Below are 18,378 nucleotides of genomic sequence, written 5' to 3' on the forward strand. Positions count from 1 at the left end.
TTCGCGGCCCAATTCTTCGGCCAGCTTGATATAGCCCGGCTGAACATCGTCGGACGCGCCGCAATAAACGCAGATGGATTTGATATTCGTCATGCGGGGTTCGCCTTTCAAACTTGCCTCAGCGAGGCGTGCCGTTGCCCTATATGGGGCCTCGTATTCCTCGACCAGTGACAATTTCAGGACGTTTCGCTGTTCGGCGCAACATGCAGGGTTTGCTGATCTGTCATTTTGTTCCCATATGCGGGCGATGACGAATCCTCACGCTGCCGCCGCTGACCATGACAAGATCGAAAGCGCTGATGGCGGGATCGGCGCCTCCATTCTGCGAATCCTGAAGCTGCTCGCGCGGCCGGAACTGTCGAAATGGCGGCCAATCATGGTGATCGCAATCTTGATCACACTCGCTGCTTCGGTGTTGGAAGTGATTTCGCCCTTGCTGCTGGGACACGCGATCAACCGCGCTGTTCCGGAAGGTGGCGAAGCGGCGGCCTTCGGCGCGGCCGCATATTGGCTCGCGGTCGGGATTGGTGTCCGCTTTCTTGCTGCGGCCATGCCGCAGGTGCGCGACTGGCTGTTTTCTCCCGTCAGTCAGGACGCACAACGCGTCGCCAGCGTGGACGCTTTCGGGCATGCGCAGTCTCTTTCTCTGAACTTCCACCAGACTCGGCGGACCGGCGCACTCAATCGGGTCATCGAGCGCGGTGCCAGTGCCATCGACTATTTGATTCGCTTCCTCGCCTTCAATATAGGGCCGACCTTCGTGCGGCTGGTGCTTGCCTCCATCGCGCTCGGCGTCGCTTATGATTACCGCCTGTCCCTGATCGCGGTCTTCACGATCATCATCTATGTCATCGCCACGGTAATCATCACCGAATGGCGCGTGCGCCAGCGCCGCCGAATGAATGAAGCCGACACGCATTTCCGAGCGACCTCTGTCGACATTCTGACAAATTTCGAAACCGTGAAGGCTTTCGCTGCAGAACGCCGCGAAACCGGCCGGTTCAACGACGCGATGCGCAATTACAATCATCGGTATGTCGATGCTGTCCGGTCCATGTACGTCCTGAACGCAACGCAAGCGGTGGTAATGAATGCAGGCTTGTTGGCGGTGCTCGTCCTGTCGGCCTGGAATGTCATTCAGGGAACCATGTTGGTCGGCGACCTGACGGCCGTCATGCTGATGCTGCTGTCACTCTATGCGCCGCTGAATATTCTCGGTTGGGCCTGGCGCGAGATCAAGCAAGGCGCGGTGGACCTCGAAAAGCTCTACGGGCTGCTCGCCATGAAAACCGAAGTGGCGGATGCGCCAGATGCGATGCCATTGTCGAAGCCGACTGGGCATGTCGAATTCCGCAATGTGGGTTTCAATCATGAAGGCCGTGCAGTTGGCGTGCAGGATGTCAGTTTTGACTTGCTGCCCGGCCGCAAGGTTGCGTTTGTCGGCACATCTGGGGCGGGAAAGTCGACGCTGCTTAAGCTCCTGTTCCGCTTCTACGATGTCGATCAGGGCAGCGTGTTGGTCGATGGGCATGATGTGAGATCGCTGACACAGGAATCCCTGCGCAAGGCGCTTGGGCTCGTGCCTCAGGACGTTGTTCTGTTCAATGACACGATCCGGTCCAACATCGCTTACGCTCGTCCCGATGCCAGCGACGAGGAGCTGCGGGATGCTGCGCGCCGGGCGCAATTACTCGATTTCATCGAATCGCTGCCCGATGGTTGGAAAACACGCGTTGGCGAGCGAGGCTTGAAACTGTCTGGGGGTGAGAAGCAGCGCGTGGGAATTGCCCGCGTGATTCTGGCCGATCCGTCCATCCTCGTGCTGGACGAGGCCACGTCAGCGCTGGACAGTGCGACGGAAGAGGCCGTGCAAGACGCGCTTGAGGATGCCGCCGAGGGGCGTACGACATTGATGGTCGCCCACCGCCTGTCTACTGTGAAATCTGCTGACGAGATCATCGTTCTCGATGCCGGGCGAGTGATTGAGCGCGGCACACATGCAGACCTGCTGGCAAAAGGCGGCAAATATGCTGATATGTGGGAAAGACAGGCCAAGAGCGCGGAGATCGCGCTCGCTGCGGAATAGAAAAGGCTGGCGGGCATGACCGAAGACCTCGAACGGAAGACGACGCCCTGGATGACCGGCGGGCTCGATTGGGAGGGCGTTGCGGCTGCGTTGGCCTCCCTTCTGGTCGGCCTGTTGCTAAGTTGGGTCTGGGACCCACTCTTCTGGGTTGGGTTTGCCGGGATGATCGCTGCCTTGATGGCGGCGCGCTGGGCCAAGCGAACCGCGCCAGATCTTGCCAGCGGCATTGTGGCGCCGTGCGATGGGGTGGTGGTATCAGTGACCCCAGCCGATCCGCCGGGCGAATTGCGCATGGCCGGCGCGGAAACTACACGCATCCGGATATCTTCGTCGCCGGCCACAACGAACCGACTCTACGCGCCGATTGCTGGCAGTCTGGAAAGCCTCATTACGGAAGACGGCGAACAAACTGTCCCATTTGCCATGCGCCCAGATGCAGACGGATTGGCGATTTCATACCTGTTGTTTGAAAGCCGTGCACAGCAGGTAGGTGTGCGCATCGCGACAGGCGGTCTTGGCCCACGTCAGGAATTGGAAGCTGAATCGGGCGATATCATGCGACTTGGACGCGTGTTCGGAAAACGACGGCTGGGCGGCTGGTGCGATGTGTATGTTCCGGCCAAAGCCGGCCAGTTGATTTGGCCTGGCCAGACATTGATCGGGGGGGAAACCGTGCTGGGCCGTCTGGAATCCGATCGCGACGAAGGCTCTTTCGAAACGATGTCGGGAGAGGCAGGTGAATTGCCATTAGGCGTGACGGAGGATGAATCGGTCGAGGAGGACGATTATCCGGAGCCCGACGAGGCAGATACACCTGACGATCCCGCTGTTATGCTGGCGCGGTTGAAGGAAGCCACCAAGAACAAACCTGAAGACTAGTCTTCCTGCTTTGGCGCATCGCGATTCATCCACGCGAAGATCGGCTTGAACGGGATGATCCAACCGATTCCTGCGAATACGTAGAACAGCATTTCAGCCCATTTCGGCCAACCTGAGACAATCGGACCGACTGAGCCGACCATGATAATCCAGCAGACCATGAAGGCCAGCAGGATCAGGCTCGCGACGATTTTCCTGGTCGGATAGCTCATGGGTATGTCTCTCAACTGCACATGCGACTTTGCCGCCTCTTGCGCGGGCGTCTGCTTGGATCATGTATCTCGCATGAGCGAAACGTCAAAAGTCAGCCCCTCCGCTACCTGGATCCGCCGCTGGCTGATCCTTGTCGGTCTGATGGTCTATGCCATGATCCTGATTGGTGGTGCCACACGCCTGACGGATTCCGGCCTTTCCATCACTGAATGGAATCCGGTCAGTGGTGCGCTGCCGCCGCTCTCAGAAGGTGCGTGGCAAACCGAGTTCGCGAAATACCAGCAAACCGCTGAATACCAGTTCGTCAATCAGGGCATGTCCATGGCGGAGTTCCAGAAAATATTCTGGTGGGAGTGGGGGCATCGCTTTTTTGGGCGCATGATCGGCTTGGTGGCTGTTGCGGGTTTTGCGGTCTTTGCCGTTCGCGGTTGGCTGACCAAACATCTCACTTGGCATCTGATCGCATTGATCGGACTCGGTGGTCTGCAGGGCGCCATAGGCTGGTGGATGGTGGCCAGCGGCATTGGCGAGACCACGCGCGTGGACGTCGCGCCTTATCGGTTGATGACCCATTTCACACTTGCGCTGTTGATTATCGCCTACGTCACTTGGCTCTGGCACGATCTTGGCAAAGAGCGCCGACCGGCGGTAGCTGGGCTCACCCGAAGCATTGCCGTAATACTTCTGGTCACGATTTTCATCCAGATGGCTGCCGGCGCCTTGGTTGCCGGCCTTGATGCGGGCCGGTCCTACAATGATTGGCCGTTGATGGCGGGAGAGTTCTTTCCGTCACACTATGTGGAAGAAGGCCTCGGTGCGCGCAGCCTGTTTGAAGGCCGCGCTGCAACGCAATTCAATCACCGCATTCTGGCCTATGCCATCTGGGCCGGATCATTGGCATCCGCCTGGGCGTTCCGGAGCACGCCACTGCGACAGGAATTTCGTTGGCTGGCTGTGCTCGTGACCCTACAGGCAGTGTGGGGAATTCTCACGCTTGTGCACGCCGCCCCGATGAACCTGGCTCTGGTTCATCAGGGTCTTGGCGTAATCGTTACGCTGATGGCAGTGCGTCTTGTCTGGCAATCGCGTGGGACGTCTAGCGAGAATCGTCCAGCGTAAGGGGGCTTGGATCGACGAATACGGCCTGATGCTGGTCCGGGGCGGTTTCGCCCGCGATGACAATCACACCGCCTGGATATCCACCACTCATCATCGTGCCCATGGCGGCCATCGCATCCGGTGCATCTGGCGCAATAACGGTAATGCCATCCCGAACGGTGATTTCGGTGTTGGTCATGCCCAAATCTGTTGAGACCTGAAGCCCACTGCCGTCTTCGATGGAGAGCAGGGCATCAAAATCGCCACGTGTGAGCGACGCTGCGCTTTTCGCACGCGGGGAGGCAACCAGTGTGTCGCTCGTATAGGCGCAGGACCTGATCCCAAAATCTGTGAAGGTCGATTCGCTGGCATCCCAGGAAAACTCGCCATTCTCTTCCCGCACGATGCCGGTCTGAAGTACGCGATCATTGGTCGAGGTCCAGTAAGCCACTCGCATGATACCGGCTGCCCGCATCGGACCGGAGCAAACGCCGGCAATGGAGCTCGTATTTGGAACGGGCAGGTCGACCTGAGCCGGGGCGAGGAGGCCTTCGCCGTAAAGATATGCTTTCAACTGGCCCTCGCGGGTGATTCCCGGGAATATGGTCACCGTACTGCCGCCAAGCGTGGCGCTCTGGCCGCTGGCGAGGTCAGTGAGCCTGAAGTTGGCAGGTTCCCCCAGAATTTCGCCATTCATATTGAACAATTGCAGGCCGCCGCGCTCATAGGCGACTGCCAGCAGGCCTCCGAGGCCTCCGGAGAGCGCCACAGCGTTCACTTTGCCTTCCAGTGGGCGCGTGGACCATACAGCGGGAAGCTCCACACCAGCAGCGATTTCAGAGGCAGAAGCCGGTACTTCGGGGGCTTCGGCTTTCTTCGAGCATCCAACTGCTGTAAAAAGCAGGGCGAGGCCAAGCCCTGCGTTGACAACCGGGGAAGTGGCGCTTAAACGCCAGCGCTTGAATTGCATTCCATGAACTCCGAAAGCGAGAGGCTCTTAGTAGAGCGATGAAAACCTATAACGCACCAGCCAACGTAGAGCACAACTGGGTCGTGATCGACGCGACCGATGTCGTCGTCGGACGCCTTGCTTCATATGTCGCCAAGCGCCTGCGCGGCAAGCACCGTGCTGACTTTACACCTCACATCGATACGGGCGATCACGTCGTCATTATCAATGCTGACAAGGTGAAATTCACCGGTCGCAAGATGACGGACAAAGTGTACTATCGCCACACCGGTTATCCGGGCGGCATCAAGTCCACGACGCCGGAAAAAATCCTCAATGGTCGTTTCCCTGAGCGCGCGCTTGAACTTGCCGTGAAGCGGATGATGCCAAAAGAAAGCCCGCTGGCCCGCAAGCAGTTCTCGAAACTGCACGTGTATGGCGGCGCGGAGCACCCACACGAGGCCCAGAAGCCCGACACTGTCGACTTCAAAGCCATGAACCGCAAGAACATCAAGGCGGCCTGATCAACATGACTGACACTGCAAACTCCCTCCAGGATCTTGGCGCCATGTCCGGCGCAACCGAAGCTGAAGCTCCGGCTGCTCCAATCGAGCCGAAGATCGACGCTCAGGGCCGTGCTTACGGCACCGGTCGCCGCAAAGAGGCCGTCGCCCGCGTCTGGATCAAGCCCGGCACTGGCAAGATCACGATCAATGGTCGCGATCAGGAACAGTACTTCGCGCGCCCTGTGCTGCGCATGGTAATTGCTCAGCCACTGGTCGAAGCTGGCCGCGAAGGCGAGTTTGACATCATTGCAACTGTGAAGGGCTCCGGCCTTTCCGGTCAGGCAGGCGCTGTGCGTCACGGCCTGTCGCGTGCCCTCGTCAACTACGAGCCAGGCCTGCGCGCCGTGCTGAAGCCATTCGGCTTCATGACCCGCGACCCACGCGTTGTCGAACGCAAGAAGTATGGTCGTGCGAAAGCACGCCGCAGCTTCCAGTTCTCGAAGCGCTAGGCCGCACACCGAATATCATTATTCAGGCGGGCGCTTCGGAAACGGAGCGCCCGTTTTGTTTTGTCCGGAATCGGGAACACACAGATTATGCTGCCCAAAGTATTCATTGATGGCGAAGCCGGCACGACCGGCCTTCAGATTGCCGAGCGACTGTGGGCTCGCACGGACCTTGAGCTGATTTCCATTGATCCGGACAAGCGCAAGGACAATATCGAGCGTGCGCGCCTGATGGATGCATCCGACGCGGTCATCCTCTGTTTGCCCGATGATGCAGCGCGTCTTGGGGTGTCCCTCGTGAACAGTCCGAACACGGTGATCATCGACGCATCTACAGCGCACCGGGTTGCGAGTGGATGGACTTACGGATTTCCGGAAATGGACAAGGGGCAGCGCGCCGCGATCCAGGCGTCCCGGCGGATCTCCAATCCAGGCTGCTATCCCACAGGTGTGATTGCGCTGTTGCGTCCGCTGGTCTCAAAATGGCTGGTGCCAACCTCTTGGCCCATCGTGGTCTCTGCTGTGTCGGGCTATACCGGCGGCGGCAAGGCCATGATCGCTGAGTTCGAGGATGAGGCGTCCGAAACGTATTCTGAAGACAATCACCGCATCTATGCGATGGGACAGAAGCACAAGCATCCCCCTGAGATGAAGAAATATTCCCGGCTCGAGCACGCTCCCGTCTTCATGCCGTCAGTGGGGCGTTATGCGCAGGGTATGATCGTTGAAATCGGCCTGCCGCTCTGGGCCATTCCGGGTAAGCCACGCCGTGCGCAAATTCACGCGGCACTGACCTCAGCCTATCAAGGCGAGCGATTTGTAAGTGTGGCCTCCCTCGCAGACTGCGATGCCTTGAAGGGTGTTGAGCCAGAGGCCTGCAACGGAACCAATCGGATCGATCTGTTTGTCTTCGGCACGGATGACGAGGCGCGACTTGTGGCGCGTTTTGACAATCTCGGTAAGGGCGCTTCTGGCGCGGCGGTTCAGAACCTCAATATTGCGTTGGGGCTGGACGAGGATGCCGGATTGACGGCTTGAGCTTACTTGAGCCTGATATCCTCAAGACGAACTCTGGCATAAGTGCCCGGCGCAGCGCCGAGGCCCATGTCCTTTGGCTGCTTCGCAATGACTTTGCGACCGGACTTCGGCCGTAGCCAGTCCCACCAGGTCGGCCACCAGGAGCCTGCATGCTCCTCCGCACCTTCGAGCCATTCCGCGCCAGTTTCTGGCAGCGCGCCATTATTGGTCCAATGGCAGTATTTTCCGGAATCCGGGTGGTTCACTACGCCGGCGATGTGGCCTGAGGCGGCGAGGATGAAATTGGTCTTGCCGCCAAATACCTTGGCGGTGCGGTAGACACTTTCCATGGGGCAGATGTGATCGTCGCGGCTGGCCTGCACCATGATCGGGATATCGACCTTTTGCAGGTCCACTGTTTCGCCGAGCACCTTGAACTTGCCGCGTGCGAGCTTGTTCTCTGCGTAACAGTCCTTGAGGTATCTGCGGTGTACCTTGCCCGGAATATTGGTCTGGTCAGCGTTCCAATACAGCAAATCGAACGGCCGCGGCTCCTTGCCCAGCATGTACTGGTCAATGACGTAGCGCCAGACCAGATCAATCGGGCGTAGCCAGTTGAAGGTTTCGTACATCATCGTTCCAGGCATGATGCCGTCATGTTCCTCGATGATGGAGTCGATATAGGCGCGGCCATTATCGTCGGTGAAGACTTTCAGGTCTCCGGCTAGGCTGAAATCGGACTGGGATGCAAAGAAGGTGGCTGACTTGATACGGTCGTCGCCGCTGGCAGCCATGTGGCCGAGGGCTGAAGAGAGTAGGGTGCCCCCGATACAATACCCGACTGTATTGAGGCCCTTCTGCCCAGTCGCCTGAAGCGTGGCTTCGACGGCGGCATAGATGCCATTCTTCACATAGTCGTTCCACGTGTAGTCGCGGGTCACTTCGTCGGCCGAGCGCCACGAGACGACAAAGACTGACAGGCCCTTGTCTAGCAGCCAGCGGATCATCGAGTTTTCATCGCGCAAATCGAGGATGTAGAATTTGTTGATCCAGGGCGGGAAGATCAGCAACGGACGCGCATGGGTCTGCTCGCCAGTTGGTTTGTACTGGATCAGTTCGATCAAATCATTCCTGAAAACAACTTCACCGGGCGCCGTCGCGATGTTCTCGCCGAGTTTGAACGGCGTCTCGTCAGTTTGGGTGATGTAGAGTTTGCCATTGCCCCTTTTTACATCGTCGCGAGCCATCCGGATGCCTGCCAGCACGCTCTCACCGCCACTTTCGAAGAAGGTGCGCAGGGCCTGCGGATTGCTGCCGAGATGATTGGTCGGCGCGAGACTGTCGGCCAATTGCTGGCTGAAGAATTTTGCGCGCAAGTGAATATTGTCCGGCAGGTCGTCCTTCACATGATCGGCCAGGCCCATCAGCCATTTGGCATTGAGGTCATAGGCTTTGCGGATAAATTTGAAGCCGGGATTGCGATCCCATTCAGGGTCGGAAAAACGTTTGTCCCGGACCGCATTGGCGGCGCCGGTCATGCCTTCCAGTGCCATTTCCTGCCACAGCTCCATCCAACCCTGCATGAGTTGCATGTTGGCGTTCATCAATGCAACGGGGTTCTTCGCGAAGCCCTGGCCCACGGCTTGGAAAGCTTCGCCCACACCCATAGGGTCGCCATTCGTCACAGTGCCGAGTGGCCCGGATCCTGACAGGACATCTAGCAACAGGGCGTGAGATTCGGTATTGGCCAGCGCCAGCGTGGTCAGCAGGGACTGCATTTGCATGGGGTTTTGCTGGGCGAGAATCTCGGCGAGCAGTGGCTGGCTGTCTTTATTGTTCTTGCGGTCGACCATTCGTCCCAATATCGCCTTGTTTAGCCGCCTCTAACTATTCTACGGAATAATTGTGATTTAATGAGTTTAACCATGAAAAACACGGCGATTCCCCTGACAAGTGTATGTTGCCTGCTATTGGCAGCATGTACGGGGTCGTTTTCGAAGGTTCGGACAGCCATCGACCAGGCACCGGACTGGTATGATGCGCGCCGTGTGGAAATTCGTGGCGAAGGCTATCCCGAGATTGTCGATATTCCGACAATTGAAAAGGGGAATACACCGGGGCAAACACTCGAAACATCGAAAGCGCGCGGCGCTGAGTTGCGCGCAGTATTTGCGGAAAACGCGCGAGCGGTCGCGCCCGCAAATGCCGCCGCCGAGATCGAAGACCTTAGGGAATCGGTTCGGCGCGGATTTGCGGGCTTTGAGGCCAACTCCAACTTCCTGACGGATGAGGAGATTGAGGCCATACGATCCGCTTTTGATGTTCCACGAGTTACGAGGGGCCTACGGGCCGCCAACAGATGAATACAGATTTCCACAAGATCCGCCGACTTCCCCCATACGTTTTCGAACAAGTGAACCGCACCAAGGCGGCGCTGCGCGCGCAAGGTGCGGATATTATCGATCTCGGTATGGGCAATCCCGACATGCCAACGCCAGAGCATATAGTCGACAAACTGTGCGAGACGGCCCGTCGCCCTGACGTGAATGGCTACTCTGCTTCGCGCGGTATCAAGGGCCTGCGCCGCGCTGTGACCAATTACTACCAGCGTCGCTTCGATGTGTCCCTCGATATGGACCGGGAAGTCATCGTGACGCTCGGATCCAAGGAGGGGTTTGCGAACCTCGCTCAGGCCATCTCGGCGCCGGGCGATGTCATTCTTTCTCCCGACCCGTCCTATCCGCTGCATTCGTTCGGATTCATAATCGCCGGGGCATCCATTCGCAGCGTTCCTGCGCACACGCCGGAAGAGTACCTGTCCAATCTCAGCAAGGCCGTAAAATATTGTGTGCCACCGCCGACAGCGATGGTGTTGTGTTTTCCTTCCAACCCCACGGCTGAAGTTTGCGATCTCGACTTCTACAAGGAAGCCGTGAAGTTTGCGCGCAAGCACGATTTGATCGTCTTGTCCGATCTTGCTTACAACGAAATCTATTTTGACGAGCCGACCCCTTCGATCCTTCAGGTGGATGGTGCAAAGGACATCGCCGTTGAATTCACCACCATGTCGAAGACCTATTCCATGGCTGGATGGCGGATCGGCTTCGTGGCCGGCAACGAGAAGCTTGTTGGCGCACTGGGGCGCGTGAAATCCTATCTCGACTACGGTGCATACACGCCGATCCAGGTCGCGGCGGCAGCTGCGCTGGATGGCCCTCAGGATTGTGTCGACGAATTTCGCCAGATCTATCGGTCACGCCGCGACGTGCTGGTGGAGAGCTTCACGCGGGCCGGCTGGCCCATCCCGTCGCCGAAAGCCTCGATGTTTGCCTGGGCTCCGATCCCTGAGCCCCTCAAGGAAATGGGTAGTCTCGAATTCTCGCTACAGCTGATCAATGAAGCACATGTGGCCGTCGCGCCGGGTGCCGGATTTGGGGAGCAAGGCGATGGGCATGTCCGGATTGCGCTGGTCGAGAATGAGCAGCGTATCCGGCAGGCAGCGCGCAATATTCGCAAATTCCTGCAGTCCCGCGGGATCAAGGATATCCAGCCCGCCGCGGCAGAGTAGCGCGCGCCCTCGACGCATTCGCCCAAACCCGCTATGCGCTGCCCCTGAAAGTCAGACACTCAAACTGAAAGGGTGACCAATTGGGGCCGTTGAGAATAGGTATTGCGGGTTTGGGCCACGTCGGCTGTGGTCTCATCGAACTGGTTGAGCGGCAGGAGCGCCTGCGCATTCCGGGTAAGATTGAGATTGCAGGTGTGAGCGCGCGTAGCCAGTCTCGCAACCGGCCCGTCGATACAAGCAAGTATCGCTGGTTCGATGACGCTGCGACCCTGGCTGAAGACCCGGAAGTCGACGTATTCGTTGAATTGATCGGAGGATCTGACGGCCCGGCGAAGTTTGCGGTCGAAGAGGCCCTTAAGGCAGGTAAGCCGGTGGTCACCGCCAACAAGGCCCTGATGGCCAAGCATGGCATGGCGCTGGCCAAGCTGGCTGAAGAAAAGCAGGTAGATCTGTTGTTCGAGGCCGCTGTCGCTGGGGGTATTCCAGTCGTGCGCGTGTTACGCGACAGTCTGGCAGGGGTCGAAATCAAACGCGTGGCGGGTATCCTGAACGGTACCTGCAACTTCCTGACAACAGAAATGCTGGCAACGGGCCGCGCTTATGACGAAGTGCTCGCCGAAGCCCAGAAGCTCGGATATGCCGAAGCTGATCCTACGCTGGATGTTTCTGGCATGGATGCCGCGCACAAGGCAGCGATTCTCTCTGCCATTGCGTTCTCTGCTGACCTCGACTTCTCCAAGGTGGAAGTCTCTGGAGTAGATGGGGTCGAGCTGCTCGATTTGCGCCTTGCCGATCGCCTGGGGTTACGGATCAAGTTGATAGCAGAGGGTGTTTTGACCGATGAAGGCGTTGTGTGCCGGGTTGAGCCAATGGCCTTGCCTGTGTCGCATCCGCTTGCCCGCATTGATGGCTCCCTGAACACGGTGCGTATCGAAGGTGATCCTGTGGGTGCCGTCACCTTGACGGGCCCTGGCGCGGGCGCTGGTCCCACCGCGAGCGCCGTGATGGGAGATGTCGCAAAGCTGTTCCGCCCGGCGATCCGTCCGGCCTTTGGACGCGCAGAACACCACATGGCGCGGCCCTTCACAACTGGGCGCAAGGATGAGGTGGCCCAGTTCTTCCTGCGGGTACGACTGGCTGACAAGCCGGGCGCGCTGGCGGCACTTTCGGAGTCTTTGGCCGCTGAAGGCGTATCCGTCGACAAGCTGCTTCAGGATTCAGCAGATGATACTGGTGCAAGCCCGATTGCGATTGTCACACACCGATGCGAACGATCAAATATGGACGCGGCCTTGGCGCGATTGGAAAAATTTGCAATTGCTGTTGATCCGCCGCGCCTGATCAGGATCGAGTCGGCAAGCTAATTGCTTTAGATAGGCGCAGAGCCTTTATGTTTTGCGCGTTCGGAGAATTGAGAATTCATGAAAAATAGCGTTCTGACGCCCAGCCTTGCCGATTCCATGGTCCGTGTTACGGAATCTGCTGCCATAGCCGCCGCCAAACTGGTTGGCCGTGGAGATGAGAAGAAAGCCGATGCAGCCGCTGTGGATGCGATGCGCACGGCATTCAACGAGGTTGATTTCCAGGGGCGCGTGGTCATCGGCGAAGGTGAACGCGACGAAGCGCCCATGCTGTACATCGGGGAAGAAGTCGGCACTGGTAAAGGAGCCGAGATCGACATCGCCCTTGATCCGCTGGAAGGCACCACACTAACCGCAAAAGCCATGGCCAATGCGCTGGCCGTGCTGGCCATCGCGCCGCGTGGCGGCCTGCTGTATGCGCCAGACACCTATATGGACAAGATTGCTGTAGGCCCTGGCTATCCGGAAGGCATTATCAGTCTGGATGCGACACCTGCCGAGAACATTCAGGCGCTGGCCAAGCACAAGGGCATGGATGTCACCGACATGACCGCTTGTGTGCTGGACCGCCCGCGTCATGAAGGCATCATTGAGAGCCTGCGCTCGGTTGGCGCGCGCGTGGCCCTGATCACGGATGGCGATGTGGCCGGCGTAATCGCGACGACCAACCCACACACCGGAATTGATCTCTACGTCGGTCAAGGTGGCGCGCCCGAAGGCGTACTTGCAGCAGCGGCCCTCAAATGTGTTGGCGGCCAGATGCTGGGACGCCTCGTGTTCCGCAATGATGATGAGCGCAAACGTGCAGAGCGCACGGGTATCACCGACTTCGACCGCACTTACTCCCTAAATGAACTCGCCTCGGGTGACACAGTATTCTGTGCGACAGGCGTGACCGATGGATCGATGCTCAGCGGCGTCAAATCCGCAGACGGTCGTGTGCACACTCACACGCTCGTCATGACATCACTCGACGGCATGGTGCGCTATGTGCGCTCCGATCATAAGGTCTGAGCCGGGCGTTTCCCGTGACAGCCTAGATGCGTTAGAATCTCCGGGAGCGATTCCCGGAGAACCCATGGCTGACCCAGCCCTAAAGCAAGATACGACGCTATTCGATGTGCAGAGATCGGCCACGGGCCGGTTCTGGACGCTTGCGTCTGTGGATGAGGCATTGGTGCGGCGGCTCCAGCCGAGCGTCGGTGGATCCGATTTGTTGGCCAGGTTGCTCGCCACCAGAGATGTGACGCCAGACGAAGCGGCGACTTATCTGTCCCCGACCTTAAGGGAGACATTTCCTGATCCGTCGAGTTTCTCAGACATGGACAAGGCGGCCGAGATTGTGCTCGACGCGATTCTCGCAAAGAAGCGCGTCACGGTCTTTGCTGACTATGACGTCGATGGCGGTACCAGCTCAGCAATTCTCGCGCGATATTTCCGGGCATGGGGCGAAGACCTCGGGCTTTACGTGCCGGATCGCCTGGAAGAGGGGTATGGTCCTTCGCCCGAAGCTTTTCGACACTTGAAGGAAAAAGGCGCGGAACTCGTCATTACCGTCGATTGCGGCGCAGCTGCGGTCAATGCGCTGGAAGAGGCGGAGTCTATCGGTCTGCCCATTGTCGTCATCGATCACCATTTGATGGCCGGGCATAACCCTCCAGCGGCTGCACTGGTCAATCCGAACCGGCCCGACTGCAACTCTGGTTGTGGTCATCTCGCTGCGGCGGGCGTCGTTTTTGTTTTTGCGGCCGCATTGAACCGATTGGCGCGGGAACGAGGCATTGCGCCTCCGGAAGGTCTACCGGACATCATGTCGTTTCTTGACCTCGCAGCACTTGGGACGCTTTGCGACATGTCACCCCTACGCGGTGTAAACCGAGCCTTCGTGCGACAAGGGCTCAGCATTCTGTCCCGCGGTCAAAATGAAGGCCTGCGCGCGCTGGCCGAAGTATCCGGGATCAGCAAAGTGGACAGTGTGTACCACGCTACATTCATGCTGGGGCCACGGCTTAACGCAGGCGGTCGTGTGGGTGATCCGTGGATCGCCGCGAAACTTCTGGCTACGGATGACCGGTCAGAGGCAATTGCGCTGGCCGAGCGGCTGCACGCACTTAATGACGAACGTAAGGCCGTCGAAGCGGCGATTCTCGATCAGGCCACCGCACAGGCTGAGCAGGCGCTGAAGCGTAATCCAGACCGGGGTATCCTGGTCGCCGGTGGCGAAGGCTGGCATCCCGGCGTGATCGGCATCGTGGCCGGACGCCTGAAGGAACGGTTCCACCTTCCCTGCATAGTCATTGGCTGGGGACAGGGGCTGGGGCCCGTCGCTAAGGGATCGGGGCGATCGGTAACCGGTGTGAACATTGGTGATGCGATTTCAGCTGCGGCGCGTGAAGGAGTCATCTTGTCAGGGGGCGGCCATGCGATGGCGGGTGGCCTGAGCCTTGAGCCTGAGCAAATTCCAGCCTTCGACGCATGGATGGTCGGCCATATGGCGAAGTTTACGGCAGAGCGTGCTGCGGCACTGGAACTGCCCGTGGATGCGATCCTGTCTCCGGGCGCAGCATCTCCTGCGCTGGTTGATCAGATCGCCGGTATTGGCCCGTTTGGTGTCGGATCCCCCGAGCCTGTTTTCGCGCTGCAATCTGTACATGTCACGGGCGTGCGACAGGTTGGCTTAAATCATCTGAAGTTCACCGCCGAAGACTCCAGTGGGCGTCTTGATTGCATCGCTTGGCGTAGCGCTGACCAGCCTTTGGGGGAAGTAATTCGTCCGAATGCGCGGCTCCATGTTGTTGGAAAATTGAAGGCGGATGAGTGGAATGGCCGTCGGCGGGTACAGCTGGATGTCAGTGATGCAGCTGAGGCATGATTTATCTGCAGAAACCCGCCTCAAAGCGCTTTACGAGTCAGAAATGAGCAGCTATATCGCCTGTCTTCGAGCCGGTGCGGTCCCTTCGTCTATCGGTTAGGACGCCAGGTTTTCAACCTGGAAAGAGGGGTTCGATTCCCCTAGGGACTGCCACGGCTTGAATTCCATTGAAAAACAATGTGTTACGCGATGCAAAATCGCTGATTTTCAACACACTTTTCAACACGATTCAGTGTCGCTAGAACGCATTTCCCCGGGGGTCACTTGATCGTCGGAAGGGTTCATTATGCGTGCTAGAAGGTATCGATCTATGAGTTATGTTTATGAGAGATCCAATGGACTCTTTGAGATCAGGTATCCGATCCCTTCAGATGTCGTGAGCTACTTTCCAAAACCAAATAGCAAGCGGTTCAGAACTCATATTATCAAGTCACTTTCGACGCGGGATCAGAACGATGCCAACAAAGCAGCCATTGATTGCATCAAGGAGTTTGAAGGTGCGTTTTCCGTTCTGAGAGAAGGCGTCGCTTCCAATGATTTCAAAGCTTTTTGCCGAGTGGCTTATGAACAGGAAACTGCAATCATCACGGAAAGCTTCCTGAGCACGGAGACAGGCAAGAGCGGTCGCCTCGATCAACGCTGAGGGGATCTTCGGAGCGCCCTGACAACTACCGATACCGAGCAACTTGAAGCGCTAGTTGGGTGGCTCGTCGATCACTATTTGGATGTGACCACCAGCAAAAGTGCGTCCGTTCCAAGGGATACACCCATTCGCAATGCGATGCTCAAAGCTGCAGCCGGTGTGCTGTCGGATGCGTACACCCACGGTTTGGCTGAAATTCGCGGCTTAGCAAGACCTCCTCAACCAAAGTCTCCATTTTTGAAGGCTGAGCCAACAGTATTGCCCGCACTTGGAGATAATACACCTTTAACGCCGGAGGGGCGTAAATCTCTGGAGCAATATTGGGAGGTCTACGAACAGGTCAAACAGGATTCGACGACACCTGTGAAAGCAAAGACTTTGGAGCGTAGACGGGTTGCGTGGACTGAGTTTCATGAACTCACCGGTTCGTCTCTTCCGATATTTAAGGTGCAAAAATCTCACATCTGGGCGTATCGAGATGCCCTGAAAAGAGCACCAGCCAGGTCGGGTTCCATATCTGAGCTCAGACGGTTAAGTTTTCCGGAGAAGCTCGAAAAAGCCCGCAATGGCAGTAATTATGCCAAGTTGACCCAGGAACCATTAAAGACCGGCTCAGGCAAATCCAAGTTGTTCTTCAGCTGGCCGTAATTCGAGGACACTTAGTGAGCAATCCTGCGGTGGGGGTCACCGAATCCAGCTCAGTTACCAGACCGAGCAGAAGAGCCTACACCACCAAAGAGCTAAATGTAATATTCACGTCGGCCCCGTTCGACAGGGTGTGGCCGTTGGAAGATGACAACACGACCGACCTTCCAACGTACTGGTTCACCGCCATTCGATCGGGTTCGCGGTACGGGTATTTCTCGACGGTTTGAGCCGGCGATATTGAATGCACCGGGGTGGGGGAAGGCGGCGATCCCTAAGACTTCTCTCCTTCGCGTCGACTGCGCTCTCAGGAGTCCGTAGAGCAGCCTAGGACCTGCTCGTTCGCACTGGTTCGCATTAAACTGACACCACCCCATCAGCGACGCAATTGCCCGAAGCGTGTCGTGGAGACGAGAGCATCGACTTCACTGACAGAGACTGCGTTGCTGTCTCCGTGTATCGAGTGTTTAAGGCAGTTGGCGGCGGCGCCAAACTCCAGTGCTTCACTGGGCTTTCGGGCGTCGACCAGTCCATAAATCAGCCCGGCACAAAAAGCGTCGCCGGTTCCGACGCGGTCTAGGATGGCTGTCATTTCGTACGTGCGCGAAAAATAGGAGCCAGCCTGCGTGCGCAGGTGCGCGCTCCAACTATGATTTTCTGCCGACTTTGAATTTCTTAGCGTGATCGACGCATTTGTTAACTGGCTGAACCGTCTGAACAGCTGCTCGGTCAGGGATTCCGCCCACACCTGACTGCCATTCTCACCTTCGCCGTCCACACCGAGACAATGGGTGCAGTCGCCTCTTCCGGCGATCAATGTATCGGCCAGCGAAGCAAGAGCTGGCATCACCTCAATGGCCGATCGACCATATTCCCACAACCGTTCGCGATAGTTCAGGTCGAGCGAAACATGTATATTCCGTCTCCGGGCTTCCTCCATGGCAAAAGTCGCAAGTTGGCGGGTCTCATCTGAAAGCGCGGGCGTTATGCCGCTAATATGAAACCAATCTGCTCCGTCAAAGGCTGCGTTCCAGTCGATATCATCGGGGGATAACTCGGAAAACACACTGCCGGCCCGGTCATACACCACGCACCCGGAGCGAAAATCGGCACCTTCTTCCATAAAGTAAAGTCCCAGCCGGCCAGGACGCCGAATGACCTGACTCGTATCGACATCGTGGGCCCGGAGAAACCGGAGCGCTTGCGCTCCGAGTTCACCTTCCGGAAGCCCCGTGACCAGGCGAGAGGCGAGACCAAACTCTGCAAGCGATACGGCGACATTGGCCTCGGCGCCCCCATGGCATACCTCGAAGGCCTGTGCTTGGCGCAGACGCAATTTGCCGGGGGGCTTCAGGCGCATCATGAGCTCGCCAAGTGTGACGATTGTCTTTGACATGGTCGACGCCTTTCAGTGCGCGGTTCTGCCGAAAATCGGCTTGTGTGGTGTAGATGTAAACAAAAAACAATCCTGGAACGGACAGAACTCGTAATCGCTTACCTTTTCAAATCAACGAAGTAGTCGAAGATTTCCGGCACATTACCTGAGCCCATTCCGGCTTCGACGGCGGCTGAGAGATTCGTCGAGGTGCCTTCGGCAATCAGGGAACGAGAACCGAGATCCGAGACCATCTGGTTAAAGTAACGCAGATCCTTGTTTGCATTGTTGATGGAGAACCCAAGGTCGCTCACACCGTCGACCGCGTAGTTCTTGCAGAACTTCATGAACGGCGAATTGGACGGACCAGATGACATTATTTCGTAGAGCTGACCGCGGTCTACGCCGGCCAGTTTTGCCGCAGCGAAAGCCTGCGACATGGCGCAGACGGTTGTCATGCCCATGAAGTTGTTGATCAGCTTCGTCGTGTGGCCGGCACCGAGCGGGCCGAGATAAAAGACGTTTTCGCCCTGTTCCTTGAGGACCGGCTCGTACTTGTCGAACGTCGCCTTGTCACCGCCAGCCATGATATTCAGCAGCCCGTCCTTGGCGTGCGCAGGCGTACGACCGAGGGGCGCATCAATCATGCCCACGCCTTTC

The 18,378-nt window shown here is 57.8% G+C and carries 18 protein-coding genes and 1 tRNA gene; 14 read left to right on the forward strand and 5 right to left on the reverse strand.

Going from position 1 to position 18,378, the window contains the following annotated elements:
• The first annotated feature begins 247 nt into the window (after nt 1-247).
• Nucleotides 248-2,086 carry an ABCB family ABC transporter ATP-binding protein/permease gene (locus B4F73_RS05030; protein WP_290478718.1) on the forward strand — a complete coding sequence of 613 codons (1,839 nt, stop codon included), beginning with the start codon at nt 248-250 and terminating at the stop codon, nt 2,084-2,086.
• 15 nt (nt 2,087-2,101) lie between these two features.
• Nucleotides 2,102-2,965, forward strand: a complete 864-nt coding sequence (locus B4F73_RS05035; protein ID WP_290478717.1) for a phosphatidylserine decarboxylase — start codon at nt 2,102-2,104, stop codon at nt 2,963-2,965.
• Here B4F73_RS05035 and B4F73_RS05040 read toward each other — a convergent pair.
• Nucleotides 2,962-3,177, reverse strand: coding sequence for a DUF2842 domain-containing protein (locus B4F73_RS05040; protein WP_206990786.1), 216 nt, complete (start codon nt 3,175-3,177; stop codon nt 2,962-2,964). The genes B4F73_RS05035 and B4F73_RS05040 overlap by 4 nt on opposite strands.
• A 73-nt stretch (nt 3,178-3,250) precedes the next feature.
• Between B4F73_RS05040 and B4F73_RS05045 the strand changes: the two genes are divergently transcribed.
• On the forward strand, nt 3,251-4,297 hold the full coding sequence (locus B4F73_RS05045; RefSeq protein ID WP_290482647.1) for a COX15/CtaA family protein: 1,047 nt from the start codon (nt 3,251-3,253) through the stop codon (nt 4,295-4,297).
• Here B4F73_RS05045 and B4F73_RS05050 read toward each other — a convergent pair.
• On the reverse strand, nt 4,275-5,246 hold the full coding sequence (locus B4F73_RS05050; RefSeq protein WP_290478715.1) for a hypothetical protein: 972 nt from the start codon (nt 5,244-5,246) through the stop codon (nt 4,275-4,277). The two genes, B4F73_RS05045 and B4F73_RS05050, sit on opposite strands and share 23 nt — an antisense overlap.
• Before the next feature lie 38 nt (nt 5,247-5,284).
• Between B4F73_RS05050 and rplM the strand changes: the two genes are divergently transcribed.
• The 3 genes from rplM (at nt 5,285) to argC (ending at nt 7,275) form a co-directional block, all read left to right on the forward strand.
• Entirely contained in the window at nt 5,285-5,749 is a 465-nt protein-coding gene (rplM, locus tag B4F73_RS05055) for a 50S ribosomal protein L13 (protein WP_034811561.1), read from the forward strand.
• Between the two features lie 44 nt (nt 5,750-5,793).
• Nucleotides 5,794-6,240, forward strand: a complete 447-nt coding sequence (gene rpsI, locus B4F73_RS05060; protein ID WP_233347546.1) for a 30S ribosomal protein S9 — start codon at nt 5,794-5,796, stop codon at nt 6,238-6,240.
• Between the two features lie 87 nt (nt 6,241-6,327).
• Nucleotides 6,328-7,275, forward strand: coding sequence for an N-acetyl-gamma-glutamyl-phosphate reductase (gene argC / locus B4F73_RS05065; protein WP_290478714.1), 948 nt, complete (start codon nt 6,328-6,330; stop codon nt 7,273-7,275).
• A gap of 2 nt (nt 7,276-7,277) precedes the next feature.
• On the opposite strand, the gene B4F73_RS05070 is transcribed toward argC, so the two are convergent.
• Nucleotides 7,278-9,107, reverse strand: coding sequence for a PHA/PHB synthase family protein (locus B4F73_RS05070; RefSeq protein WP_290482648.1), 1,830 nt, complete (start codon nt 9,105-9,107; stop codon nt 7,278-7,280).
• Between the two features lie 72 nt (nt 9,108-9,179).
• Between B4F73_RS05070 and B4F73_RS05075 the strand changes: the two genes are divergently transcribed.
• The 8 genes from B4F73_RS05075 (at nt 9,180) to B4F73_RS05110 (ending at nt 16,346) form a co-directional block, all read left to right on the forward strand.
• Nucleotides 9,180-9,617: a hypothetical protein gene (locus B4F73_RS05075; RefSeq protein WP_156947805.1), complete on the forward strand. Its 438-nt coding sequence runs from the start codon at nt 9,180-9,182 to the stop codon at nt 9,615-9,617.
• A complete protein-coding gene (locus B4F73_RS05080) occupies nt 9,614-10,822 on the forward strand; it encodes an LL-diaminopimelate aminotransferase (protein ID WP_034811572.1) in 1,209 nt (402 codons plus the stop codon). The genes B4F73_RS05075 and B4F73_RS05080 overlap by 4 nt, the downstream gene beginning before the upstream one ends.
• Before the next feature lie 80 nt (nt 10,823-10,902).
• Entirely contained in the window at nt 10,903-12,186 is a 1,284-nt protein-coding gene (locus B4F73_RS05085; protein ID WP_206990781.1) for a homoserine dehydrogenase, read from the forward strand.
• 57 nt (nt 12,187-12,243) lie between these two features.
• The gene (glpX, locus tag B4F73_RS05090; RefSeq protein ID WP_256434926.1) at nt 12,244-13,197 is read left to right on the forward strand and encodes a class II fructose-bisphosphatase; all 954 of its coding nucleotides are present in this window, start codon (nt 12,244-12,246) and stop codon (nt 13,195-13,197) included.
• A gap of 64 nt (nt 13,198-13,261) precedes the next feature.
• Nucleotides 13,262-15,055 (forward strand): single-stranded-DNA-specific exonuclease RecJ, encoded by a 1,794-nt coding sequence (gene recJ / locus B4F73_RS05095; RefSeq protein ID WP_290482649.1) that lies wholly within the window; start codon nt 13,262-13,264, stop codon nt 15,053-15,055.
• A 78-nt stretch (nt 15,056-15,133) separates the two neighbouring features.
• Nucleotides 15,134-15,208: transfer RNA gene (locus B4F73_RS05100), tRNA-Glu, on the forward strand.
• Between the two features lie 157 nt (nt 15,209-15,365).
• The gene (locus B4F73_RS05105; protein ID WP_290482650.1) at nt 15,366-15,698 is read left to right on the forward strand and encodes a DUF6538 domain-containing protein; all 333 of its coding nucleotides are present in this window, start codon (nt 15,366-15,368) and stop codon (nt 15,696-15,698) included.
• Nucleotides 15,699-15,782: 84 nt separating this feature from the next.
• Nucleotides 15,783-16,346 carry a hypothetical protein gene (locus tag B4F73_RS05110; RefSeq protein WP_290482651.1) on the forward strand — a complete coding sequence of 188 codons (564 nt, stop codon included), beginning with the start codon at nt 15,783-15,785 and terminating at the stop codon, nt 16,344-16,346.
• Nucleotides 16,347-16,719: 373 nt separating this feature from the next.
• Here the strand turns inward: B4F73_RS05110 and B4F73_RS05115 are convergent, their stop codons facing one another.
• Nucleotides 16,720-17,739 (reverse strand): sugar kinase, encoded by a 1,020-nt coding sequence (locus B4F73_RS05115; RefSeq protein ID WP_290478708.1) that lies wholly within the window; start codon nt 17,737-17,739, stop codon nt 16,720-16,722.
• Between the two features lie 98 nt (nt 17,740-17,837).
• Nucleotides 17,838-18,378 (reverse strand): NAD(P)-dependent oxidoreductase (locus B4F73_RS05120; protein WP_290482652.1); only part of this gene is annotated, 541 nt, incomplete at its 5' end.

It is taken from the genome of Hyphomonas sp. UBA3601 (genome assembly GCF_002375605.1).
Lineage (GTDB): Bacteria > Pseudomonadota > Alphaproteobacteria > Caulobacterales > Hyphomonadaceae > Hyphomonas.

Coding starts and splice junctions, on each gene's coding strand:
- B4F73_RS05030 (WP_290478718.1), top strand. CDS start 248: ATGACGAATCCTCACGCTGCCGCCGCTGACCATGACAAGATCGAAAGC.
- B4F73_RS05035 (WP_290478717.1), top strand. CDS start 2,102: ATGACCGAAGACCTCGAACGGAAGACGACGCCCTGGATGACCGGCGGG.
- B4F73_RS05040 (WP_206990786.1), bottom strand. CDS start 3,177: ATGAGCTATCCGACCAGGAAAATCGTCGCGAGCCTGATCCTGCTGGCC.
- B4F73_RS05045 (WP_290482647.1), top strand. CDS start 3,251: ATGAGCGAAACGTCAAAAGTCAGCCCCTCCGCTACCTGGATCCGCCGC.
- B4F73_RS05050 (WP_290478715.1), bottom strand. CDS start 5,246: ATGCAATTCAAGCGCTGGCGTTTAAGCGCCACTTCCCCGGTTGTCAAC.
- rplM (WP_034811561.1), top strand. CDS start 5,285: ATGAAAACCTATAACGCACCAGCCAACGTAGAGCACAACTGGGTCGTG.
- rpsI (WP_233347546.1), top strand. CDS start 5,794: ATGTCCGGCGCAACCGAAGCTGAAGCTCCGGCTGCTCCAATCGAGCCG.
- argC (WP_290478714.1), top strand. CDS start 6,328: ATGCTGCCCAAAGTATTCATTGATGGCGAAGCCGGCACGACCGGCCTT.
- B4F73_RS05070 (WP_290482648.1), bottom strand. CDS start 9,107: ATGGTCGACCGCAAGAACAATAAAGACAGCCAGCCACTGCTCGCCGAG.
- B4F73_RS05075 (WP_156947805.1), top strand. CDS start 9,180: ATGAAAAACACGGCGATTCCCCTGACAAGTGTATGTTGCCTGCTATTG.
- B4F73_RS05080 (WP_034811572.1), top strand. CDS start 9,614: ATGAATACAGATTTCCACAAGATCCGCCGACTTCCCCCATACGTTTTC.
- glpX (WP_256434926.1), top strand. CDS start 12,244: ATGAAAAATAGCGTTCTGACGCCCAGCCTTGCCGATTCCATGGTCCGT.
- recJ (WP_290482649.1), top strand. CDS start 13,262: ATGGCTGACCCAGCCCTAAAGCAAGATACGACGCTATTCGATGTGCAG.
- B4F73_RS05105 (WP_290482650.1), top strand. CDS start 15,366: ATGAGTTATGTTTATGAGAGATCCAATGGACTCTTTGAGATCAGGTAT.
- B4F73_RS05115 (WP_290478708.1), bottom strand. CDS start 17,739: ATGTCAAAGACAATCGTCACACTTGGCGAGCTCATGATGCGCCTGAAG.